This window comes from Streptomyces sp. H39-C1 (genome assembly GCF_027158125.1).
In the GTDB taxonomy this organism is placed as follows: Bacteria; Actinomycetota; Actinomycetes; order Streptomycetales; family Streptomycetaceae; genus Actinacidiphila; species Actinacidiphila fildesensis.
This window is the reverse complement of record NZ_JAPVLS010000049.1, coordinates 1-24,624: the sequence shown is the minus strand read 5'-3', so window position 1 is coordinate 24,624 and position 24,624 is coordinate 1. Positions and strand designations below refer to the sequence as shown.

At 68.9% G+C, this 24,624-nt stretch carries 12 protein-coding genes and 1 tRNA gene; 4 read left to right on the top strand and 9 right to left on the bottom strand.

Going from position 1 to position 24,624, the window contains the following annotated elements:
* Positions 1–171: 171 nt before the first annotated feature.
* Entirely contained in the window at positions 172–2,163 is a 1,992-nt protein-coding gene (locus O3W51_RS28530) for a DUF2264 domain-containing protein (RefSeq protein ID WP_138358280.1), read from the bottom strand.
* A gap of 186 nt (positions 2,164–2,349) precedes the next feature.
* Between O3W51_RS28530 and O3W51_RS28525 the strand changes: the two genes are divergently transcribed.
* Complete coding sequence (locus O3W51_RS28525; RefSeq protein ID WP_269287684.1) at positions 2,350–3,735, top strand: Gfo/Idh/MocA family protein; 1,386 nt, start codon at positions 2,350–2,352, stop codon at positions 3,733–3,735.
* Positions 3,736–3,835: 100 nt separating this feature from the next.
* Complete coding sequence (locus O3W51_RS28520) at positions 3,836–4,447, top strand: hypothetical protein (RefSeq protein WP_138358282.1); 612 nt, start codon at positions 3,836–3,838, stop codon at positions 4,445–4,447.
* Positions 4,448–4,719: 272 nt separating this feature from the next.
* Here O3W51_RS28520 and O3W51_RS28515 read toward each other — a convergent pair whose 3' ends face one another.
* The 3 genes from O3W51_RS28515 to O3W51_RS28505 form a co-directional block, all read right to left on the bottom strand.
* Positions 4,720–5,181 (bottom strand): hypothetical protein, encoded by a 462-nt coding sequence (locus O3W51_RS28515; RefSeq protein WP_138358284.1) that lies wholly within the window; start codon positions 5,179–5,181, stop codon positions 4,720–4,722.
* Between the two features lie 296 nt (positions 5,182–5,477).
* Positions 5,478–6,323 carry a DUF1206 domain-containing protein gene (locus O3W51_RS28510; protein ID WP_187145073.1) on the bottom strand — a complete coding sequence of 282 codons (846 nt, stop codon included), beginning with the start codon at positions 6,321–6,323 and terminating at the stop codon, positions 5,478–5,480.
* Between the two features lie 78 nt (positions 6,324–6,401).
* Positions 6,402–6,692 carry a YiaA/YiaB family inner membrane protein gene (locus O3W51_RS28505; protein WP_138358286.1) on the bottom strand — a complete coding sequence of 97 codons (291 nt, stop codon included), beginning with the start codon at positions 6,690–6,692 and terminating at the stop codon, positions 6,402–6,404.
* A gap of 181 nt (positions 6,693–6,873) precedes the next feature.
* Between O3W51_RS28505 and O3W51_RS28500 the strand changes: the two genes are divergently transcribed.
* Positions 6,874–6,950 (top strand) — tRNA-Pro (locus O3W51_RS28500).
* Positions 6,951–7,078: 128 nt separating this feature from the next.
* Here O3W51_RS28500 and O3W51_RS28495 read toward each other — a convergent pair.
* The 3 genes from O3W51_RS28495 to O3W51_RS28485 all read right to left on the bottom strand — a co-directional run bounded on the left by O3W51_RS28495 (position 7,079) and on the right by O3W51_RS28485 (position 16,359).
* Positions 7,079–8,434 carry a tyrosine-type recombinase/integrase gene (locus tag O3W51_RS28495; protein WP_269287682.1) on the bottom strand — a complete coding sequence of 452 codons (1,356 nt, stop codon included), beginning with the start codon at positions 8,432–8,434 and terminating at the stop codon, positions 7,079–7,081.
* Positions 8,435–8,681: 247 nt separating this feature from the next.
* Complete coding sequence (locus O3W51_RS28490) at positions 8,682–14,861, bottom strand: VWD domain-containing protein (protein ID WP_269287681.1); 6,180 nt, start codon at positions 14,859–14,861, stop codon at positions 8,682–8,684.
* A 412-nt stretch (positions 14,862–15,273) separates the two neighbouring features.
* Entirely contained in the window at positions 15,274–16,359 is a 1,086-nt protein-coding gene (locus O3W51_RS28485) for a hypothetical protein (RefSeq protein WP_269287680.1), read from the bottom strand.
* A gap of 1,401 nt (positions 16,360–17,760) precedes the next feature.
* Between O3W51_RS28485 and O3W51_RS28480 the strand changes: the two genes are divergently transcribed.
* Positions 17,761–22,359 carry a sacsin N-terminal ATP-binding-like domain-containing protein gene (locus tag O3W51_RS28480; protein ID WP_269287678.1) on the top strand — a complete coding sequence of 1,533 codons (4,599 nt, stop codon included), beginning with the start codon at positions 17,761–17,763 and terminating at the stop codon, positions 22,357–22,359.
* A gap of 421 nt (positions 22,360–22,780) precedes the next feature.
* On the opposite strand, the gene O3W51_RS28475 is transcribed toward O3W51_RS28480, so the two are convergent.
* On the bottom strand, positions 22,781–22,909 hold the full coding sequence (locus tag O3W51_RS28475) for a hypothetical protein (protein ID WP_269287676.1): 129 nt from the start codon (positions 22,907–22,909) through the stop codon (positions 22,781–22,783).
* 655 nt (positions 22,910–23,564) lie between these two features.
* Positions 23,565–24,512 (bottom strand): tyrosine-type recombinase/integrase, encoded by a 948-nt coding sequence (locus tag O3W51_RS28470; RefSeq protein ID WP_269287675.1) that lies wholly within the window; start codon positions 24,510–24,512, stop codon positions 23,565–23,567.
* Between the last annotated feature and the right edge of the window lie 112 nt (positions 24,513–24,624).

The window sequence follows — 24,624 nt, the reverse complement described above, 5'->3', positions numbered from 1 at the left end:
CCCGCCGACCGCCGACCGCCGACCGCCGACCGCCGACCGCCGACCGCCGAACCGAGGGCACAGGGCCAGCCTGCCCCCTCGGTCGGCGGCAGCGGAACCCGATGGTGAAATCGGCGGGCCGGGCGGCCGAGCCGGACGGGGTGGGATGGACGGGGTGGGGTGGATGGCGGGTCAGACCGTGAGCGCCGTTCCGTCGGGGAACGAGACACGTACGCCGTCGCCGCCGTCACCCTCGAGGACGGTCACGGCGACCGCTTCGCGCAGCGCCCGCGGATGGACCGTGTCGCCCGACAGCGCGACGAGGGTGACGTGGACGCTGCTCCCGCCGGGGTGCGGTCGGGAGCTCAGGCACGGGGCGGCCGAGTGCGGGCCGAACGCGTTCGCCTCCACCTCACGGTGCACCGCGGCGGACCCGTCGCCGTCCTCGTCCCAGCCGTACAGACCGACCAGCGCGCTGGAGAGGCCGTCCGCGGTACGGGCACACGCCCACCCCCGGCCGCTCTCGCCCCGTGGCGGCTCGGTCCCCGCGACCGCGTAACCGCCCTCCCGGACCGTCACCCCGGCCGGGGCTTCGACGCGGTGCACGCGCACTTCCCACGGCCCGTGCAGAACGCTCGTCGTCTCGATCCGGTACTCCGCGGTACCCGGGTCCGTTCCGGGATCGTGGGCGGCAGAACCGGTTCCGGACCCGGTTCCGGACCCGCCGTCGGCCGGGGCGCCGTCGCCCGCCGGGAAAGTGACGGTGTGCCAGGAGGACGCGGTCCGGCCCGCCGCCGTCAGCGGGTGGATCCGTCCCCGGTGGGAGGGCGTGCCGTCGGGGGAGACCAGCGCGAGGTGGCTGTCGACACGGTGCCGCCAGGCGTGCGGGGCGGCGTTCGGCGCGGTGTGCGTGGTGTAGCCGAGCTGGGCGTAGTGCGGGTCGTCCGCGCCGCCGGACGGTTCGAAGCCGTAGTGGTCGCTGCCGTGGTTGACCAGCCGGACGATCCCGTCGTGCTTCGTGCCGTGCAGCAGCCAGCCGGGTGCGGGCAGCGCCGTGTACTGGTCGGCCTCCTCGACCGGGAGCGCGAGCTCCCGCTCGGTCCACACGGGGTGGTCGGCGGGCAGCAGCAGTCCTAGGAAGCCCTTGCTCGCCCAGTACGGGGACCCGGGGCCCGAGTACCCCTGCGTGCTGGGAAGGAACGGCTCGTGCCAGCCGAGCGACAGCAGCCCGCGCTCGTCGGGCACCCCGCGCTCCACGAAGTGCCGCAGCACCCCGGAGGCGAGCCGCCGCGTCACCCCCGGCTCCAGCGGGGTCGCGTCGGTGAGCGCCCCCATCCACACCGGGGCGACGGAGGCGAATCGGTACGTCAGCGAACGTCCCTGGTGGACCGGGGCGCCGTCGCCGCTGAAGAAGTGCGGGTAGGTCGCCAGGAACTGGGACAGCCGTTCCTTGTAGACCTTGGCGCGCCCGCCGTCCGGTTCACCCGCGATCCGCGCCCACAGCAGTGGGTACAGATGCATCGCCCAGCCGATGTAGTAGTCGAAGTTGCGGCCGTCCCCGTCGCTGTACCAGCCGTCGCCGACGTACCAGTCCTCGATACGGTCCAGCCCGCCGTCGATGTCGGACTGGCTGAACGGCGCGCCGACGGAAGCCAGGAACTGCTCGGACACCACCTGGAAGAGCCGCCAGTTGTTGTCGTGGGTGCGGCGCCCGACGAAACCGGAGAACCAGTCGACGACCCGCGCCTGGACCCGTTCGTCGAGCCGGTCCCATATCCACGGCCGCGTCTCGTGCAGCGCGATCGCCACCGACGCCGCCTCGACCATCTGCTGCGAGCAGTCGGTCAGCGCGGGCCAGGTCTCACCGCTGTCCGGATCGGTACCGGCCGTGAGCCCGGCGGCGTACCGCTCGATGAGCCGCGTATCCACCTCCCCGCCGGCCCCCGCGATCCGGAACGCGGCCAGCAGGAAGGAGCGCGCATAGCCCTCCAGCCCGTCGGACACCACCCCCGACCAGCTGTTGCGGCCGGGCAGCCGGTACTGCGCGAAGCCGGGGGAGGCGTACGGCACCAGCCCGTCGAGCATCCGGTCCGCCACCGCCTCCCAGTGCGCGCGGGTCCAGCCGGTGCGAGGTGAACGCACGCGGTCGGTGGGGGGCAGCGTGAGGAACGGGGGCAAGGTCACATCAGCTCCGAGGTGAGGTGTTGACCGAGATAGTAAGCGGTTACTAGGTTGAGGCCAACCCTATTCACCGACTGCGGATCGCGGTCGGAAAGTGGGTCTGTCCTTCGTCTGTCCTTCCGTTCTCGCTCCTCCCGTCGCTCCCGTTCCTGCCCGGCTCGCGCGGGGCGCCTTCCGAAGGGACCGCCCATGACCAGTTCCCAGCCGCCGGGCGGTCCGGCCTGCGGCGCGCATCCCGCGAACGCCCCGGCTCCCGCCATGCATCCTGCAAGCGCCCCGGGCGCCGGCGCCCCGCATCCCGCAAACGCTCCTACGCTGCCCCAGCGGCCGGACGACGACCTCCGCATCGGCGTCATCGGACTGGGCCTGCGCGGCAGCCTCGCCGAAACCGCGCACCGGCCCGGGGCGGGAGCGCGCGTCATCGCCGTCGCCGACCTCGACCCCGCCGTCCGCGCCGAGGCGGCAACCCGCTTCCCGGGCGCGGCCGTGACCGACGACTACCGTGCGATCCTCGGCTCCGCCGACATCGACGCGGTCCTCGTCCTCACGCCCGACCACACCCACGCCGACCTCGCCTGCGAGGCGCTGCGCGCCGGCAAGCCCGTCCTCGTCGAGAAGCCGCTGGACATCACCGTCGAGCGCTGCGACGCGATCCTGCGCACGGCGTACGAGACCGGCACCCGTCTCTATGTCGGCCACAACATGCGGCACATGCCCGTCGTCCGGCTCATGCGCGACCTCATCACCCGCGGGGACATCGGCGAGGTCAAGACCGTCTGGGTACGGCACTTCGTCGGTCACGGCGGCGACTTCTACTTCAAGGACTGGCACGCCGAGCGCCGGTACACCACCGGTCTGCTGCTGCAGAAGGCCGCGCACGACCTCGACGTCCTGCACTGGCTCGCCGGCGGGTACACCCGCCAGGTCCAGGCGCTCGGCGACCTCATGGTCTACGGCGCGCCGGACGCCGACCGCCGCGCCCCTGGCGAGCCCAAGGCCGCCGGCTGGCTCGACGACGACAACTGGCCGCCGCGCTCCCAGCGGGATCTCAACCCCGTGATCGACGTCGAGGACGTCTCGCTCGTCAATCTGCGCCTCGACAACGGCGTCCTCGCCGCCTACCAGCAGTGCCACTTCACCCCCGACTACTGGCGCAACTACACCGTCATCGGCGATGCCGGCCGTCTGGAGAACTTCGGCGACGGGCCCGGAGCGGTGGTCAAGGTCTGGAACGCGCGCCGCTCCGGGCACCGCCCGGAGGCCGACGCCGTCCACCCCGTCCCGGATCTCCAGGACGACGCCTTCCACGGCGGCGCCGACCCGCTCCTCATCGACGAATTCCTGCGCTTCGCGCGCGACGGCGGACCCACCGACACCTCACCCGTCGCGGCCCGTATGGCGGTCGCCGCCGGAGCCCAGGCCACCGCCTCGCTCCGCGACGGCGGCACCCCGCGCACCGTCCCGCCGCTCGACGCCGCCCTGGCCGCGTACTTCGCCGCGCACCAGTCCCGTCCATACCGGCCCGGTCCAGGCCAGCCCCCGAGCACCAACTCCCATGCGGTGCTTGACGATTGATGTCGGCCGCTGGGATCATCCCCCACCGGGAACCAGGGGTACTGGATCGGTCACGGTGGGTATAGGGGCAACGGGTATGCGGATGAACGGACTTACGGGCGTGGGATTTGTTGCCGCCGAACCGATTCCGGGCCTCAAGGGGCCATGGGCCTTCGTTCTCATCGCGGTGGTCGTCATCATCATCGCCGTGATCGCGGTGCTGCCCCTGATCATCGACGTCCGCCGGGCCACCGCGTGGCGCCAGCAGCTCACCGACGAGCTGATTGGCCAGGCGGCCACGAGCAGCGACGTCCGTGAACTGCTGCGCGACCTGCGCGAACCGCGCGGGGTGCGCGGTCTGACCCGCAGCATCATCGCCGTACTGATCCTCGCCCTCGTCAGCTTCGCCCTGGCGGTCGCGATGCTCTCCTCGGGCGGCGACTCCGGCGACCTGCGCAAGACCATCGTCACGTCGCTGATGACGGTGCTCGCCACCGTCGCAGGCTTCTACTTCGGCTCGCTCGGCGCCCAGAACAGCGCCGACGACGCCGTCCGCCGCGCGAACCGCACGCGAGCCCGGCCCGCGGACCCGGCCGGCCCGCAGACCGGCGACGACGTCCGCCCGCCCGCCCCGGAGCCGCCGGTCGCGCCCGCTCCGCCTGGCGCACCCGATCCGAAGGTGCTGACGGAGCCGGGAGGTACGCCGGTCCCGGCCCCACGGGAAACACCCTGAGCAGGTGTCTCCGCCACCGTCATCGTCACCGCCGCCGCCCCCGCATCCACGGTGGGAGGGCCGGGCAGGTGTTGGTGCAGGTGATGGTGCCGGGCATCAGTAGTCCGCCGTCGTCCTCGTCATTGCTGCCACCGGCGAAGTCCAGCTCACCCGACCCACGGCCAGTGCGCGTCTCGTCGGGAACGCCTCGGGTGTTGCAGCCGTCCCGGCAGCGGCCGCATGGCCCGGAACATACCGACGCAAACAGAAAGTCTCCGCCCTATACGGTCTGATTACGGCGCGTCGGTGCCCGCCTGGTTCGCCTTCACCCAATCGGCGTGGTCCTGCCAGGCATACAGATCGGTGCCCTTGAGCACCACGTTGTAGGCCCCGCACGCCGCGGTCCCCTCCTTGTCCGTGCCCTTCGGGAACCAGTCGGCCCTGAGGTGCGCCCGCCCGCTGCCCGCGCCTTGCTTGCAGCCCGCCGGCAGCTTCCCGTCGGCGAGCGTCGCCTTCAGCAGCCGGTCGCCGCCCGTGGTCGACATCCGGTACTTCACGGCCGTCGCCTCGTCCGGCAGCCAGCGCGGAACCGAGTCCCGGGACTTCTTGGCCTCGCTGCCCGAGGAGTACTCGGCCTCCGCCAGGTGGCGCCCCTGGTACCAGTCCACAACCTGCGGCATGGTGAGCGCCGCCGCCACGAGGAGGCCGAGGCCGCCGACGGCGAGTCCGAGGACGACGGGCTTCTTGGTGGCCATGCGGCGGGGTCCTTCCCTGGGTGACGCCCTGGGTATCGGGCTCTTCCTGCCCATCCTGGCGGCCGCGAACCGCCAACGGATCGCCCGCGAGAAGGGTTGGAACCCCCCTCTTGAGACTGACGGTCGTCAGCCACGAGAGGTACACCTTGGTCAGGCGGCGAACGCAGAAGCGACCCGGTGCGGAAGCCCGCACCGGGTCGCAGCCAGGGGCCGAATACAGATCACAGCAGTTCAGAGACCTGCGAAGGCCGATCGGAGATCGGCCGGACGCCTGTCCGATATCTCTAGGACATTCGTCAGAGCTTGCGCCACCGCGCCATGGCGAACGAGAACGCGCCGAAGAGGGCGAGCCCCACCGCGATGGCCACCAGGAGCCAGGGCCCGGCCGGCGTCTCCCGGAAGGACCGCAGCGTGTCGTCGAGCCCCTTGGCCTGGTCCGGGTCGTACTTCACGGCCGCCGCCACGGCGAACCCGCCGGCCGTCGCGAAGACGACGCCCCGGCAGACCCCGCCGGCGACCCCCAGGAACTCGACCACCTGACGCGTCCGCCGGGACATCTCGCCGACCTTCAGATGCTTACGGAACTTCCGCTGCCAGGCCCGGACCACGATCCACAGACCGGCCGCGGCGAGCGCCACCCCGGCGATGCCCACCAGCCACTGGCCCAGGGGCAGGTCCAGCACCTTCGCCGTCCAGTCCTTCGACTGCCGGTCGCTCGATCCGCCCTGGCTTGCGCCCTCGGAGGCGGTCCTCGCCAGCGCGAAAGCGATCACCGAATACGCGGCCAGCCCGTAGAACACGAAGCGCCCGCCCGAGGCGAGCCGCTTCGACGTCTTGTGCCCGTCGGGCCCGGCGGCCCCGAAGAGCGCCTCGGACAGCCGCCACAGCGCCATGCCCACCAGCCCGAGCCCGACCACCCACACCATGACCTTGCCGAACGGCTGCCCGGCGATCTGCTCGACGGCGCCGCCGCGGTCGGCCTGCTTCCCGTTCCCACCCAAGGCGACCTGGATCGCCAGCGCGCCGATCAGTACGTAGATCACGCCGCGCGTGGCGATCCCCCACCGTGCCGCCCACTCGACCGCACTACCGCCTGCCGCGGCCCGGCCCGCAGTCCTGGCCCGCCGTATCGAAGCATCCACGCCCGACCTCCCTCGTCGGACGGGCGTCTGCCCCGGCCCCCACCCCGGAAACGCCCGCCCGCCCGCGGCGGCCCGGCCTCAGACACCGTCCACCCGGAACGGATCATGCTCCGCGAGCAGCTTGTCCAGCCGCGCCTGATCCACCCGGCTGACCACCTGCCCCACCTCCTGCCGGTCCCGCACACACTTGGCCAGCGTGAACGCCGAGGTCACCAAATACATCAGCCCCACCCCCAGAAACGCCCGCACCCAAGCCCCGACCGGCAGGTACGCCACCCCCAGCCCCATGCTCCCCAGCGCGATCCCGAACGAAATGGCCGCCTGCGCGAAGTACGCCGCCGTCGTCTGCTGCTGAATCGGATTCGTCATGCCCCCAGCCTGAACAACTGTGGCCCACGCCACATGAGTACACCTACTCAAACTTCCCCCCACCCCCCTCCCCACCAAGATCGCCCCACCGACCCAAAGGCGTGAGCAGACACCGCCCCAAGTGCGGTATTGTTCTCATGCGCGGTCAGCCCGGGGAAACAACCCCAGAACGACCGAGCACCGGGACGTGGCGCAGCTTGGTAGCGCACTTGACTGGGGGTCAAGGGGTCGCAGGTTCAAATCCTGTCGTCCCGACCAGCGTTTTCGCAGGTCGGAGGCCGTTTTCGCAGAAATGCGGAGGCGGCCTTTTCCGCGTTTCGGGGTCCGGTGGTCGCATGGTGGTCGCAGTGCGGCGTGCCCCTTCGACCGGCCCGCAGCCCGTGAGTTCAATCGGTCCTGGGCAGTGCGGTCTTCACGATGCTCATCCGGTTGTGGGCCCGGGGGCTGTGGTCGGTTTGTGGTCGCGGCCGGGGGGCACGGCGGTTCCGGTTGGTGGTGCGGTCGCTTTCGGTGAGGGTGTGGTCGATGCTGTCGACGGCGTCGTGAGCGGCCTGTGCGGTGAGATGGCTGTAGATGTTCGCCGTGGTGGAGAGCGTGGAGTGGCGCAGGGTTTTGGACACGACGGCGAGCGGGACGCCGGCGGTGATGGAGATCGTTGCGGCGAGGTGGCGTAGGTCGTGGAGGGTGGTGCGGGGGACATGGGCTTGGCGGCTGAGGTCGTGGAAGTGGTTGAGGACGTACTCGGGGTGCAGGGGCCGGCCGTCTGGTTGGCGGAAGACCAGGCCGCCACGGAACTCGTTCCCCGTTGATGGTGCTTTGTCCTGGGCGCGGCGTTGGAGAGCGCCGGCGACCCGTGGGGAGATGGCGACCCAGGTGTTGCTGGTGCGGGTCTTGGGTGTGGTGAGGACGAGTTGGTTGTTGTCGATGGCGGAGAGCGTGTAGCGGATGTAGAGGACGTCTTGGGACGGGTGTACGTCGTCCCAGTGCAGCCCCAGGGCTTCGCCTTTGCGGATGCCGGTGCCGATGAGGACTTCGACGAGGTCGGCCATGAGTGGGTCGGCGTGGCGGCAGAAGTCCAGGAAGCGGATGGCCTGGGGGACGGTCCAGATGGTGCGTTCCGCGGCGGGCGGGCGGGGGATGAGCGTGGGCCGGGCCGGGTTGTGGGTGAGGCGCTGCTGGCGGACGGCTTCGCCCAGAGCGCTGGAGAGGGTCGCGAGGCACCGATGGATGGTGACCTTGCCGCGGCCGGACGCGAGTTGGGTGTGGACGAAGGCGGCGATGTGCTGGTAACCGAGGTCGTCGAGGCGGACGTCGCCGAATGCCGGGATGAGGTCGTGCCGGGTGTAGTCGCGGTAGCGGGCGTAGGTGGTGGGCTTGAGGGTGAGTTCCTTGTCCTTGAGCCAGACGGTGAGATAGACCGCGAGAGTCTGGTTGGGGTCGGCGTCGAAGCCGCCCTGCGCGCCGTCAAGAATCCGATGCAGGGCGGCGCTTGCGGTGTCCTGGGTGGGGAAGCCGCCGCGGCGCACGGTGTCCCGATGTCGGGTGGGGCTCGTGTGGTCGCCGGGCTGGCTGGCTTCGGTGGGGGAGGGAAGGTCGACGGCGAAGGTCCAGGAGCCGTGATCGGGGTCGGTGGTGAGCTGGGGGCAGTGGACCCCGAGTTGCCTGCGGTTCTGATCGCGGCAGCCGCACCGCCGGTAGACGCGGCCTTGGTGGACGGTGGAGCGCATGACGATCGCTTCCAACGATTGAGTCGAACAGAGTTCCCTTCGATGATCGGTCTTCGCGCGGTCGCAAGAAATAGCCTGCGACCACCAGGCGACCACCAGGTCCCCTGCTGGCCTCCTGACCTGCGGAGATCCCTTGGCAAGGCGTCAAGGGGTGCAGGACAATTCTGTCGTCCTGGCGAAGCCAGTATTCTGCGGCGCACCGACGAAAAATCGGGCCGGACCCACCCCTGACGGCGGACCCGACCCGATCAGCAACGCCGGGTCAGGCTTTCGCCACCCGCAATCCGAGCGTGCCGTACACCAGGCCGGTCGGCACGATCAGCACCGTGTAGGACCCCGTGGGCAACGCCGGCATCGTGTACAGCGATCCGCTGCTTCCGCAGCTGAGGCTTCCGCTCTTGAGTTGGGTACCTGTGTGGTCGTAGAGGTAGAAGTACACGGACGTGTAGCCGCAGGTGCCGCCGGTGATCGTCGAGGAGCCCGTCAGCGCCACGTTCTGCGCGGTGGAGTTCGTGAAGCCGATCGACACGGCCTGCGCGGCGATGGTCGTCTTCGCGGTCGTCTGCGCACCGTTCATCGTGGCTGTGGCGGAAGACGTACCCGCCGCGAAGACCTGAGCGCTGTACTTCCCGGTCACCGGGCCGGGCGGGACGATCAGCACCGTATAGGACCCTGCAGGGAGGGTCGCGGTGAAGAGCGAGCCCGCGCTGCCGCAGTTGAGGCTGATGTTCTTCAGCTGCTCACCGGAGTGGTTGTACAGGTAGTAGTGCACGGACGTATACCCGCAGTCGCCACCGGTGATCGCCGACGAGCCGGTGATTGTGACGGCTTCACTGGCCGGGACCGTGAAGGCGATCGCCACGGATCGCGAGGCGGTCGTGGTGGTGGAGGATGCGGGCGTGCCATTCAGGGCCGCCGTCGCATTCGCGGCGCCGACGCCGAAGACCTGGACGCCGAAGGTACCGGTCTGCGCGCTCGGCGGCACAATCACCATGGTGTACGCGCCGGCGGCGAGCGTCGGAGAGTACAGAACGCCCGCGCTCCCGCAGCTGAGGCTCCCGTTGTTCAGCTGGGTGCCCGTGTTGTCGTAGAGGTAGTACCTGACCGATGAGTAGGCGCAGTCGCCTGTGGCTATCGTGGAGAAGCCCGTGATCGTCACGGCCTGGCTTGCCGGAACGGTGAACCCGATCCCCACCGACCTCGAGGCTGTGGTGGTGGTCACGGCCTTCGGTGTGCCGTCCAATGCGGCTGTCACCGGTGCCGTCGCCCCGAAAACCTGGACTGCGTAGGTGCCCGTCACCGGACCCGGAGGAACCGCGAGGACCGTGTAGGACCCCGCCGCCAGCGTCGCACCGAACAAAACGTTTGTTGTGCTGCAGCTGACGCTCTGGTTCTTCACCTGGGTACCGGAACTGTCGTAGAGGTAGAACTTCACCGACGAGTAGGCGCAGTCGCCGGTGATCACGGACGAGCCGGTGATCGTCACCGCCTGGCTGCTCGGGACGGTGAACCGGACCGCAGCCGACTGCGAGGCATGTGTGGTGGTCGCTGCCTTCGGGGTGCCGTCCAACGTGGCTACGGCCGGGATGTTCGCGCCGAAGACCTGGACGCCGTAGGTGCCGGTCACCGGACCCGGAGGAATCGCGAGCACCATGTAGGACCCGGCTTCCAGGGCTCTGCCGAACAGCGCCCCGGAGGTGCCGCAGCTGAGGCTTGCGTTGTTCAGCTCTGCGCCGGAGTGGTCGTAGAGGTAGAACTTCACCGACGAGTAGTGGCAGTCGCCGGTGATCACGGACGAACCGGTGATCGTCACCGCTTGGTCCGCCGGAACGGTGAACCCGAACGCGACCGACTGCGCGGCGGCGGTCGTCGTCACCGACGCGGGAGTGCCGTCCAGGTCGGGGGTCGCCATCGACGCGCCGGCGCCGAAGAACTGGACGCCGTAGGTGCCCGTCACGGGCCCCGGCGGGGCGATCAGCATCGTGTAGGACCCCGCTGCCAGCGTCGGCGAGTACAGCACGCCGGACGTGTCGCAGCTCAGGCTCCCGCTCTTCACCTGGGTACCCGAGTGGTCGTACAGGTAGAACTTCACCGAGTTGTAGTTGCAGTCACCCGTGGCGATCGCCGAGGAGCCGGTGATCGTCACCGCCCGGCTGGTCGGATTGTTGATGCTGACCATCACCGACTGGGAGGCGGCAGTGGTCGTCACGGACGCGGGCTTGCCGTCCAGCGTCGCTGTCACCGCCGACGTGGACGCTCCGAAGATCTGCACGCCCAGCTTCCCCGTCACCGGCGCGGGCGGGACGATGAGCACCGTGTATGACCCGGCGGGCAGAGCCGGCGAGTAGAGCATCCCCGCGCTGCCGCACTGGAGGCCGCCGTGTGTCACCTCCGCGCCGGTGTGGTCGTACAGATAGTAGGTCAGCGAGGAGTAGTTGCAGTCGCCGGAGGTGAGCGTGGAGGAACCGGTCACCGCCACGGTCTGGCTCGTCGGGTTCACGAACCCGATGGCCACCGACTGGGCCGCGACGGTCGTGGTCACCACGTCCGGTGTGCCGTCCAGGGTCGCCGCCGGCGTCCCCCCGCCTCCGGCTGTGGCGAACAGGCTGTAGGTCCCAGCGAGGCCGCCCGAGTCGACGGCCAGCCGGTAGTTGCCGGCCGATAGGACGCCGAGGCTTGAGGCGCCGCACCGCCCGTGGGTTATCGCGGCTCCGGAGCTGTCGAGGAGCCGCCAGGTCAGCGAGGTGCTGTAGCTCACGGTGGGGCACGAGGCGATATTCAGCAGCACCGGCGAGCCGTCGGACGGCGCGGTGAGTGTGTAGACGTCCTGCGACGCCATCGTCTCGAACCGGCCCGCGCCTGGTGCCGCCGCGCCGCCCAGCCAGTCCGGTGACACGGCCAGCGGGAAGGCCGCCGCGAACGACTGCGGCGCCTCAAGGTTCAGCGCGTACCCGCCGGCCACACCGCCGGCGCTGACCACCAGTTGGTATCCGCCAACCGCCAGCGGGCCCAGGTTCACGTACGAGCAGCCGCCGTTGGCCAGTACTGTGCCGGTTGCCGTGCTGAGCAGTTTCCAGTGCAGCGGCGTCGAGTAGTTCGCCGTCGGGCACGCCGAGACATCGAGGTTCAGCGGCTGGCCGTCAACCGGCACCGTGAACGTGTAGACGTCCTGGGAGGCGCCGGTCTCGAACGTGCTTGCGCCAGGTACGGAGACCCCGTTCATCGTGTTCGCGCTCGTCGACAGCGGGAGGGTCGCCGCGAACGACTGCGGTGACAGGAGGTCGAGCGTGTACGGACCGGGCGCGCCATTGGCCACGACGCTCAGTTGGTAGGAGCCGGCCGGAAGGGTGCCGAAGTCCGCGTACGAGCAACCGCCATAGCCGGAACGGACCACGGACTGCGTCGCGGCGTCGCGCAGGGTCCAGGCGCTCGGGGAGTAGTTGTCCGATACCGGGCACGACCTCATGCTGAGCGCGAGCGGCAGGCCACCTGCCGGGACGGAGAACGCGTAGACGTCCTGTGAAGCACCGTCCTCGAACATGCCGGCTCCGGTGGTGGCGGTTCCGTTCAAGGTGTTGGCCGTCACCGACAGCGGCACCGTCGCCGCGAACGACTGCGGGGCCTCCAGGTTGAGCGAATAGGACCCCACGACGCCCGGACCGCGGACGGTCAGCGTGTACTGCCCCGCCGCCAGGAGGCCGAGTCCGGCCGCATCGCAATATCCTGACGCGGCGGTGCGGCCCGCAGACGTCTGAAGGGTCCAGCGGACGCCGGCCGACTGGCCTGCGGCCGGGCACGAGCCCAGGTTGAGGTTCAGGCGCTCGCCACCGGTCGGGACGGTGAACGAGTACACATCCGCGGATCCGGTGTTCTCCAGCGTTCCGGCCCCCGCCACGGCGGTGCCGTTGACGGTCCCGGAGGAGACCGACAGCGGTAGCGCGGCGGAGAACGTCTGAGCCGGCACGAGGCTGACACCCACCGAGATGCTGTCGACGGCGAGGCTGGTGCCGATGATGCCTCGGAAGCCCGAGAGTGTCAGTTGCACTCGCAGCTGGTCGCTGTACTGCGGAGTCGGCATGGTGATCCGATACCGCTGGTAGGCCGTTCCCTGGGCGGTCTGTCCCTGGCCCAGCGCGCTGATCGTCGCAGGCCCCGACGACACACTCGCCGTCGTCGGTGTGAACGCGACTACCGATGAGGTCGCGGGGTCGCCGACCTTCACCGTCAGCGTCTGGTTCTGGGCATTGGTGCTGGTGATTCCGACCGCGTAGACGTCGAACGCGACCGTGGCGCCGGAGTGGTTCGGCAGCGACGGGACGGTGAAGCTGTACCCGCTGCCGTCGAACACGGGTCCGGCCGCCTTGGTGCCGCCGATAGACTCGATACTGTCGGGACGGAAGTTGGGGCCGACCGCGGCTTCGAAGTTCTCTGTCACGGTGCCGCCGGCGTCGACCGTGTGCGCGGCCGAGTCCTGGAGCACGTCGGTGACCGACGCGGCAGCCTTGGCGTAGTTCGCGTCGCCGGTCTGGGCGACATCGAGCATGCAGGCGTCGAACTGCGGACCCGCGGGCACCGCCTGGGCGTTGCACGCCTGGCGGGCGAGGTCCTGGTCGGACTGCGCGAAGTCGCCGAGGGTCACTACGTTCGACGGGAACGTCAGATCTGTGTAGGACGCTGTGGTCTTGCCATCGGCGTAGGTGAAGTCGGACTGGTTGTCCGTCAGCCGCCAGGAGTTCGCGTAGGGACCGTCCAGCACGGAAGCGGCGGGTGAGGAGACCGGGGTGCCATCGGACAACACCAGGTCGTTGCCCGGAATGCCGTCGTTGTTGCCAAGCAGGCCGGTCATCGGCACACCGGGGGCGATGTCGAAACCGAGGCTGCTGTCACTGAACGCCAGCCGGGCCTTGGCCGCGCCGAAGGTCGCCACGAACCTGTTGCCGCTGCGGACCAGCGCCGCGCCCTGGCCGAAGTCCGTCAGCTTCTGCGAGGCCGGGATCTGCACGCCGTTCACGAAGGCATCACCGCTCTGGTGCAGCTCGACGAACGATCCGTTGATCGAGAATGCCACCGAGTCCACGACGGTGAACGTCCTGGATCCGCCCAGGGGCAGGAACCTGGCCTGGACATCCAGATCCAGACTGGGAACGTGGACCACCTCGAACTCTCCGGCGTCCTGCAGATCGTAGGCCAGCCCGTCGAGGGTCGTCATGTGCGGGTCACCGAACAGGTGCCAGTGCATCACCGCCCAGATCGCGACGAGCACCGCCGCCGCGATGACCGGGACCAGGAACGCGGCGCTCAGGGTGATGAATCCGGCGTCGAGCGCCGCTTCCGCCAGTGCCAGCTCCGCGGCGTCCAACCCCAGGGCTGCCGCATCACCGGCCAGGATGTCGGCCGAGGCTTCGGCCACCACCTCGGGCATGCTGTCCACGAGTGCTGCCCATTCCGCGTCGATGGCGTCCGTGGCGGCGTCCTCCGCGGCCTCCTCGATCGCCATGATGGCGTCCCGGTTCAGCGACACGAGGACCGGCTTGGGCAGCGCGTGGAACGCGGGAACGCACACGGGTCCGGTCAGGAACCATAGCTCCGGGTGCTTCCGGATGTAGTCCCAGAAGTCATCGACGCCGTTGTGGTCGGCGTCGGCGCCGATGGTCCCCTGATAGGTCTGCTTCTTCTCGTCCTCGTCGCTTTGCTTCTGGCGCTCGGGGCACTCCCGGAACGTCCTGGAGATGCGGATGACGCCGTCGTTGGCCGGGTCACTGTAGGTGTGGAAGAGCCAGGCGGAGTGCTGTGCCGGATCCCACTTGCACGCCGGATCCAACTGGACCTCGAAGTTGTCACTGATGGGCTTCGTGAAGTGGTAGGGGACGACGGTGTGGCCGGCGCGCGGCCAGTCTCTGACGTAGTCAGCAACTTCGGTCACCGGGTTCTGGCTGCTCCAGTTACCCTTCATCTCCACCAGCCCGACGACACCCGTCGTGCTGGTGTGGTCGTACAGGACAAGGTCCGGCCGCCCACCGCTGGTGGGAATCACCGTCTCCCACTGAATGTTGGGTGTGATGCCCGTCGTCGACCTGTCGCCGTAGACTCCGGCCGCGTTCAGCTGGGCGATGACGCGCGTCTGCGCGATGTTCTCGCCCTGCAAACGCAACGGCTTGCAGTCCGGCTTCTTGTAGACGGCGTTCGGGACCAGTGCGCGCGGGTCGCGGACGCAGGGTACTGATGTGTAGCTCTTGGTGGCCGGACTCCATGCGTAGCCTAGTTTCCCCCGGGTGGACATCAGGGTCCCGGCCACGCACCGACTGCCGCCCGGATCCGGGACCGAGGCATCATCGCTGTTCGGCGGGCAAGGCGGATCGGCGTTGGGCTGGACATGGGGCGACGGGGAGCCGGTGACGACGTGCGGCGAGGACGTCGTCGCGGTGGGGCTCGCGTAGGTCACCGACGGGAGTTGAAGCGAGGCTGCCGAAGGCTTCGTGGTCGCCGGATGCGTCGTCGCCGCCCGTGCCGGTAGGGTCGTCGGCAACGCTGTTGGAGGTTGCGCTGCGAAGGGTGTCGGCGAGGCCGCCCCGGGTGTTGAGGGCTTCGGCGTCGAGGTGGCGGGGGCAGAAGTCGACGCCCGCGTTGCGGTGGGCGTCGGTGGCGAATCCGCGTACGCCACCGTTCCCGTGGGACCCGAAGTGGCTAAGAGTGCTCCCGCCACCGTGGTCGCGAGCAGGCTCACTAAACGACGAACGGGCGCCACAAGTCCCCCCAGGAACTACGCACACAATTGTTCGAGACTCGAAAGTCTGTCAGCGTGCCGAGGAGACGGTCAACCAGCGGAAGTCATGGTTCGGTACGGAGACCAACGGTTATCGGACATCGTCGGCGGGCACCAGAGCCCGGCCGAAGTCGGCACGTGCCTGGTCAACGATCGAGGGCGAGGGTCCGCCGGGGCGGAGCCACTCGGCCAGATCCGGTGCTTCGACGAGTGTGCGTCCGGCAGTGACGTGCGTCACCGTCCACCGGGAGAGATCCGAGACCTGGGCCAGGTGTTCGTCGGTGAGCAATTGCATGCAGTGGGCGTCGGGGACGAACCGGTTCCACAGGTCCGCATGCATGCGCAGTGCGTAGGCCGGGATCTCTTCCCTCAGCGGCGGCAGGGCCCGGCCGCGTGCATCCCAGAGGTATGCCTGGCGCGGCGTCGGCGCCACGAAGGCGTAGTGCGCGTACTCCGCTTCGGCGAGGATCGCCGCGCGGGCCCGGTCTGCCTGAGCCGCCAGGGGCGCGGACGCGTCATGGGTCTGGTACATCGCCTGGCCGTCCGAGCCGATCTCAGCCATTGCCGCCCGCGATGCGAGCGCGTCCGTGTACAGCACCGCACCGGAGGAAGCCACGTGCAGCATGGACGCCAGGTGCACCGCTACCTCGCTGGTGGCGTCGAGCTGACTCATCCCGCAACTGCCGACGTAGGCGTCCCCTCCGGCCTCGGCCGCCCAGCGCACCGCCCGCTCGGCCCAGCCCGACATACCGGCACGGTCCAGCGCGGACAATGCACCCAGCGCGATGTATGCCGTCATCATCGGATCAGGCGAATCCCAGGCCGGCAGACGGACGGTCTTCGTGGCCCGCAGCTCACCCGACAGCCCGCCCGCCCGCACCCGGCCGCGGAAGGCCGCCAGCCAGGCATCCAGCGCCTCCTCACTCTCCATCGACCCCAGCCTCACAGAGAAACCCGCGAGGCTTGCTGTCAGCAAGGACCCCCAGATGGAGTCCGGCGCCACCTGATTGGCTACATCATTGGCCGTGCCTACCGCCTGACGCACCACATCGACAACCGCCGCCGCACCGCCACCGTCATCCGGAGCGAACTCCACCCGAACCTCATCGAAGCCATTGGCCTCCAGTTCATGGAAAATGCTGTCGAGGTCGATACGGACGCCGTCACGGTTCGCCATGCCGCCAGAGTATGGCGAACGCCCGCCGTCTGAGCCGAGGTTCGGCGCAAGGGCGGTATCCGCGTGTAGACGGCAGCTTGCCCGGGGCGGGCGTCGGACGGCTGCTCGAAACGCTCGTGGCTTGGTGACCTGGTGGTTTCGCACCGCGGCAGCGGCGGGAGTAGCTCCGTGGCTGGTGTTGAGCGCGGGATGGAATACCCGTCGGGTCCGCGGACCAACTGGGGACCACCTCGTCAAGCGGGCCGGTCGGACCTACCGGGGCTGGGCGCGACCTTGAACGTGGTGGAGTCCCCACAATTGTTCGGGGCTGTCATGCGAAGGCGGCAGGACCCGCAACGCACAGGGCTCCCGCGCCGTTGAGGGGGGTGTTCGAGGTCTCAACCCACGTGCACAGGAGCCTCGTTGGTCCTCCATTCGTCGGCTGGGGGTCCCCAACATTGCGAGCTTTCATCGGTGGGCCGGCCTGGTTCGACTGTTCCGCGCCAACGCCTCGCGCGTCTCGGCGGGGACGAGGCTGGCGGTTGATCAGCCTGGGTCCCACAGCAGATGCGATATCGAACAAATGATCTGCTTTGCGAGATTTGAGACGTCCTGGACTGGTGCTGCGTGATACTGCAGGAGAGAAGCCCGGGTCCCCTGGCGCGCGCGGTGTCCTAGCAGAGGGCCGGACGATGGTGGGTTCAAGAGCGTTCCCCGCGAGGTCCTCGGGCCCCTAGTCCGTGGACTAGGGGCCCGAGGACCTCGCGGCGACGACCTGCAGCGCGGATAACGAGCCGGCCGCCACGCGAACGTGAGCCGTCGTCGCCCTGCTGTCCCATCACCAGACCACGGACTTCCCCCTCGACCCAACAGGCAGGACGTCCACCCACCGAGGTCCTCGACACCCCACCGCCAACTATGCGCGAGCTCGTTAGAACTCATCAACGTACTCCACCCGGCCCCCGCTGGTTCCTGATTGCCTGGTATGCGCTGGGTTCTTCTGCAGCGTCGCCCCGCGGCTCTGCGGGCTGCAGTAGTCGAGTTGGCACCTCTTGCCGACTGCGTCGGTCCTGGGCCGGGCGAACCGATGTGCACATTTCCGCCTCAGAACGTTCCCTCTTCTGGTCGCCTCGCGTCGTGCCGGGCCCGTGTAGATCCGTCAAGGAGATGCCCATTAGCAGCAGGCGCTGACAGTCGGCACGGGCAGCCACGAGGTTTCCGCCACTTCGACGGACCACGTTGAGGTGAGCTTGGCCTTCCCACCTGGACAGCGAGGCTTGGAAGCAGATAACGGTGCGGGCTGCATCGCCTCGTTCGGGCACTCGGAGACTGGCTTGATCACGATGGTTGGTGATCGTGGGTGCCTCGGCACCCGCGAAGCTTGCGGTCCGTAACACAGCACCGAAGGGGAGAGATACCAGCGTGGACAGTGAAGAGCTCACGTCGGCGGTACGGAGGCTGCTGGAGAATCCGCATGCAGACCCGGAGTTGGAGGTCTCAGGAGTTGAGCAGGCCGCCGACGCAGTGCGTCTCCTCGACCAAGGACTGCGCGGAGGGTTGGGCGTCTTTCGCAGCATGGCGGCGGGCGCGCAGCAGGGTGCCGAATCGCTATCCTCCGACTCCCTGCAGGTGCTCTCCGAGTTCGTACAGAACGCCAACGACGCAGGTGCCGGGCGACTGCGCTTCTGGTGGAGCCCCGAGGCCCTGCTGGTCGCCCACGATGGTGTCCCTGTCCGCCTCCGCGACATTCTGCTGCTGGGAATGCCCTGGCTCACCGGCAAGACTACTGACGCCCAGAGCACCGGTCGCTTCGGCATCGGTCTTTCGACGCTCAGGGCTCTGGCCCCGGCCTGGGAGGTCCACTGCCACCCCTTCCACCTGCGGTACGCCGGTCTCACTCTGGAACCCGTTGCTCGGCCCGAGTTGCCGGAGGAGATCGCCGGGCCAGGGTGGACGGTCTTCCGGATCCCCCTGGAACCTGGACAGTTGCCTGCGGAACAGCTCTTCGCCTGGTTCGAGAGCTGGAGCGACGCTTCCCTGCTCTTCCTGCGCCATCTCGAACACATCGAGGTGACAGGCGGTGAACACAGCACCGTACTGCGGCTGTCCTGGGAGGAAGCCGCACACACGAGGGTGGAGGTCGGCGGCACGGACACCAGTGTGGTCGTGCGGCACGCCACGACGAGCGAGGGAACAGTCTGGCGCGTGTACGAAGCACAGGTCACGCCGCACCCTGAATGGAGACGTCACCACAAGGCCCTCGGGGACGAGGTTCCCGTGGCAGTGGCGCTCCCGCTGCGAGTCGATGGCGACGGTAGCGTCCACGCCGGCCTGCCTGTCGCACCGCTCCACATGGCCGCCCGCGTCCACACTCAGTTCGACCCCGTGGCCAGCCGAGAGGGCTTCGCGAGCAGCCGCCTGAACCAGCAGCTCGTGCCGCTGGTCGCCGACCTGTGGGAGGCTGCCGTCCGTGACGTACTCGGACACGTGGATCCGGCCGCCTGGCACCTCGTCCCCCTCCCGCCGACAGGCGGAGCTACGCCGCCACACCACCTGCAGGACGTGATCAGGTCGACGCTCCAGGCCCGCGCCCGGCAGTCGCTCGCCGTGAGCCTCGTCCTGCCGGCGTCCGACGACGGCCCCCCAGCGCCGCTGGCCGAGTTCGCGGTCGAAGAGAGCGCCCTGACCGGTGTGATCGACGACACCGAGGTCACTCGCCTGTCCGGCGCCCCCTACGCCTTTCCTTACGCCGCCCGCGACCGGGCCGGCCGCTGGCGTCGCGTCCTCGCGGACTGGCGCGCGGCGGGGGCGGCCGAGCTGCGCCCCGAAGTGCGGGTCGCGGACGCGCTCGTCCTCTTCGGCGACGAGGACCGCGAGGTCGAGCGAACCATCCGGCTCGCCGCGGTCGTCCTCGAAACCGGCCAGGAGTTCACGCTGGCGCAATGGCCGTGTCTCGTTACAGCCGAGAGACGTTCGCTGAATCCGTCTGACCGCAGGCACGCGTACGCCGAAGGGCCGGGCAGCGTGACCGGACCCCTGGACCACCTGGGCGTCGTGCACGATCTGCACCCCGCCTTCTGGGCCGAGGAACCTGCCGCGAAGAGGATGCTGGACTGGCTACGGCGTCGAGGATCGCTGATCCGGCGGGACGACATCTCAAGCGTCCTTGGGATCGTGGCCCGGCTCGGCGAGTCGGGCGGACGACTGCCCGACACCGACGAACCACAGGAGATCGCCCGCCTCATCTCCCTCCAAAGCGCCCTCGGCGACCTGCCGAAGAAGGCCCGGAACATCCTCGGACCCAAGATCGGGCGGGCCGTCCGGCTGAACGGTTTCACGTTCAACGACCAGGGCGAGGAAGAGCACCGCAGGGTGGATCCGGCCGCCGCCTATCTTCCGGCGGCGCTGGAGAGCGCCGACCGTGACCGGTTCGCCGTCGCTGCCCGCAAGAGCTTGGGGCTCGTCTGGGTGCACCGCTCCTACGCGCGATCGCTCCTGTCCACCGCACAGGGCAACGGTCTGAGCAGAACGGCCTTTCTCCGGCTCCTCGGCGTCGCGGACGCGCCTCGCCTGCCACCCGTCCCGCGTGACCGGTTCGATCCCGGGTACTTCAAGCAGTACGCGGCGGACCCCCGGACCGGTCTGGCACGTCAGTGCATGTGGAACCTCCCAGACCGCCGGAAGGCGATGGCCGAGAACGGAGCGACCCACACGCTGGACGACCTTGTCAGCCCCGATCTCCGCGCCGTGGTGGCCGACATCGTGGCCGAGGAAAGCGTGGATGAGCGTCGGCGGCGCACGGCAGCACTGCTGCGCACGCTCGCGGGCCCACTGACGAGTTCCGACCATGCACGGGTGCCGATGGCCCGGGCGGACCGCAAGTGGTTCGTCCGGGGCGAGACGTCGGCCCTGTGGGTCTGGCAGCTGCGGGATACGGCCTGGCTCGAGGACGCCACCGGTGTTCTGCGGCCCCCAGCCACGCTTCAGCTACGGACGCCTGATGCCATGGCCATCTACGGTCACGACGACCCCGGCTACCTTCAGGGAGACATTCAGCAGGCCCTGGCCACCCGTACCGACGTCCTGAAGCTCCTCGGCGTTTCCGGTGATCCCGACGTTACACGGCTCGCGAACCGGCTCCGCGAACTGCGGGAGCGCACAGGCGAAGGCGACGAGATCGGCGACGGCCTGCGGGCGGAGACGCTGCTCGTGTACCGGGCCCTCGCCCGACGTCTCGCCGACCGCTCGGGTGAGACCCCGCGGTCCGAGGTGGAGAAGAACATCCGCTACGCCTTCATGGGGGAGGAGCTTGTCCTGACCGACCAGGGCTGGAAAACCTCGGACGAGTGCTTCAGCGGTACCGCCGTTCTGCGCGGATTCCGCCCCTTCACGTTCACCGAGCCTGGCCTCGAACCCCTGTGGCAACTCCTCGGTATCGGCGAACCCGATGCCGACGACCTGGCCGACGTACTGAAAGAGATCGCCCGGCAGGACAACGCTCCCGCACCCCGGGATCAGCAGGTGATGCTCAACGCCCTGCGCTGCCTACGGGACTGGCTCGCTTCTACCGAGGGACAGGTCCCGCTCGCCACGCGCAACAAGCTGCGCCCGCTCCCCCTGTGGACAACAGCCGGGTGGACGCGCACCAAGCCTGTGTACGCCGTGGATCATCCGGGCGTCGAACGCGCCCTCGCGGAGCGGCTGCCACTCTGGACGCCTGGAGGCGACGTCCAGCAGTTCGCCTCACTGTTCGGACTACTCAAGGTCACCCCGCTGGACGTCCTCGGTGCACACGTCGTCGATGCTCACGAACCGGTACCGGACAGCACCCTCACCGACGACTTCCGCCGCGCGGTCGTCGCGCTCCAAGACCTTCTCGTACGGGACGAGCCCGAGCTGGCAGAGTCCTTCACCGATTGGAACTGGCTGGCGAGCCTGGAAGTACGGCTCCATCCCCATCTGCGAATCCGTCTGGAACCGGACGGACCGCATGAACCGATCGAGTTCCCTATCGACGCGCAGATCACTCGCGAGCAGGGCGCCGTCTTCCTCCGATCCGCCGAGGCACTGCGGACCAAGGTGGGCGCGGGGATGGCGATCGCCTCCCTCTTCCCCGGGCAACGGCACCGAGTCGGTCACCGTTGGCGAGACGTCTGGGAGGAGCGTCTAGTGGACACCGCCGTCGAGACTGCACTCACGTCCAGCGGCCAGCAGGACCAAGAGGACCGCCGGCGGCTCGACGAACATCTGCACCAAAGGGAGCAAGCGAGCCCGGCCGCGCGGCCCGCACCGACTGCCCCAGCCTCACGTCAGACACCCCCGTGGACCCCGAGCGGTGTGCCAGCACCGCGAACCCCTTCCGCTCCGTCGTTGACCACCCTGCCGAGCACACCGCCGCCCTCGCCACAGCCAGCCCCGCCGTCATCTGTGCGCCGCCTCGTCAGTGAAGCTACCTTCGACGGCGACCCTCGCACGGTCACCACGAATGGACCTTCACTACCGTCCGCGAGCGATACTTCTCTTTCAGGATATTTGCGTACCGGCGGGATCAGTCCGCAGCCGTCATCCCTTCCCCTCTCCCGGCCCGGCGGTAGCCCACCTCGGGAGCAGTCCGCTCTCGTGGGCTACCGGGACCCTGACAAGGAGCGACTGGTTCTGCGGGCGCTAGGGCGCATCCTGCGGATGCAGGGCATCGACCTAGAGGACCAGCGCGGCGTCTCGGGCTTCGGGGCCGACGCCCTCGACTCGACCGGGCGCTTCTTCGAGATCAAGGCGCACGGCGGTGCGGTCCCGTTCGAACTTTCTCTTACCCGAGCGGAGTTCAGGCGAGCCATGTCTGAAGGGGACAACTACGTCCTGGTGATCGCCTCACACCTGGAGAGGGGCACGGGCACCCCGACCCTTCGCCTCGTCCCGGACCCGGTGAATCGGTTCGAGATCGAGTTGCCGACGGAGGTCAGACTCAAGGGCGTCCGGCACACGGGAGTAGCCTCCACGGTGTATGAGTGGCCTGCGGAATAGTGAGCGCCGCACCCGATCCGAGCGGCCACACCAGCAGACCGCGGCTCACCCGCCCTTTCGACCTTTCAGGACGACGGTGGCGGGGCCGGAAATCCGGCTGGCCAGGCGACCGGCGCGAGCGTTGGCATTTGGCAAGGTCCGCCTGCAGCGACCCCCGGTGGCCCCCTGCCCGGCTCCCGGTTATCACTGCTCTAGCCGAGTCCCTAGATGTCACCCTTGGCGACCTACTTATCGCGACTCAGGCATACGAAGGCCACGATCGCGACAAGACGCGGGTTCATGGCCATGACCTACCAGGGCGCCGCCATCGTTCTCACCAAGCTTGGTGAGACGGACCTCGCGTGGATCGCCGCCGACCGGGGGCTCGGTCACGTCCGCTGGACTGGTGTAGCGACGGCCATTCGGTGATCTTGTCGTGAGGCTATGCGGTGAGTTCGGTGGGCAGCGTGGTCTTGTCGGTTTGTGATTCGATCGGGTGGTGGGTCTTGGCGAGGAATCCGCGGCTCATGTAGCGGCGGGATCGTGCTTTCGGAGCAACCAAGATCGTCATGTGGCCGCGCTTGCAACCGGGCCCGCACGCTCGCTAAAGCAGCGGGTCGGGATGTTGTCCCGGTCTGAGTCATGCGGCGGAGGGGGCAGCGATGTCGCCCGGCCCTTGTACTACCAAAGGGCGCCCGACGGCCTGCGGACCCTGTCGCAGATCGTTGGGGACACTGCGCCGGCCAATCGCGGAGGAGGCCCCGGATCCCTTCCTCCATTTCCAGCCTCCGCCCTCCGCATTTTCGACGTCTTGTGAATTCCTGACAAGCCGCTCACACTGGGGGGATCTTGTGGCATGACACTAGGACCATTCCCCTGGGGACTAGTTGGGGACCACGCGGCATGCGCGACTCGGAACAACTGACGCGCCACAGCGCGAAGTGCTGACGCTTTTATCCTGTTTACCGAGAGAATGCCTTGACAGAACTGGGGGTCAAGGGGTCGCAGGTTCAAATCCTGTCGTCCCGACGGTGCTGAAAGGCCCGCTGACTGGGAGAAATCCCAGGTCAGCGGGCCTTTTGCGTTGCTCTGACTAGGCGTCGAAGTGACAGCCCGTCAGATGCTTGGGGACCAGCTGGGGACGGTGCTGAGGAAGAAATCCCTGATCAGGCCCTGTTTGCTTGGGGACCATGATCGCGAATGGTTACTCCTGCATTGTCCGGTTTCTACAAGACCCGCAGGGTCGCGGCGAGCGGGTCCGAGGGCCCGGGGGCTCCGGCCAGATGGGCGCTGAGCGATCGTCCGGCGGCGACGATGGCTCGAAGGTCCGGGTGCAGGTAGCGCTGGGTGGTGAGCAGCGAGCCGTGGCCGGCGATGAGCCGCAGGACATGCAACGGCACCCCCGCGTCGGCCATCCACGTCAGCCCCGTGTGACGCAGGCTGTGGCGGCGCAGCTTTTCGTGGCCCAGGGAGCTGACGACCGCGTCCCAGTGAGTGGCGTCGCGCAGGACGGCGGTGGTGATGCGTCCGCCGCGCGGGCCGGTGAACAGCCGGGCGCCGGGGTCGGGGCCGACGGCCAGCAAGCGTTGTGCGATCAAGGGCCGCACTTCCTCGATGAGCGGGACGCGGCGGGCCGCTTTGCCCTTGGTGCCCTTGTCGGCGAGGCCGCCGGGGGAAGGGGTGGTCTGGCGGCGCACGGTCCAGATCCAGTTGACCGGGTCGATGTCCTTGACCCGCACGCCGGATGCCTCGCCGATGCGAGCGGCGGTGCAGGCCATGAAGATCACCACGTTGCCCCATCCGGCGAAGTTCCCGTGAGAGCGTGCCACCAGCGCCGAGGCCAGGGCAGTGAGCGCGGCCCAGTTGGGCAAAGCCAGGGTGCGGGGGTCGTCGAGTTCGTCCTCGGCCTGCTTGTAGGCCGACTGCCAGCCCACGATGCGGGCGGGGTTGCGCGCGATGATGCCGTCCCGCACGGCCTGCTCCATCACCCGCACCAGGACTGCCAGGCTGTTCTTGACGGTGGAGCGCCCGCACTCGTCCGCGATCCACCCGTACACACAGCGGTCGACCGCACCGTTACTGATCATCGACACCGGGATGTGGCCCAAACTGGGTATGACCCGCAGGCGCCACCCGGCCAGGTACGGGTCGGTGGTCTTGCAGGGCTTGATCAAGTTCCTTAGGTGACCGGTTCGTTGGTGATGCCCAGGATGGGGAGTGCTCGTTGGGGTTCGTCGCGGATCGCCCGGGTGGTCTTGGCGATGTTGTCGGCTCCGAGGGTTTTCA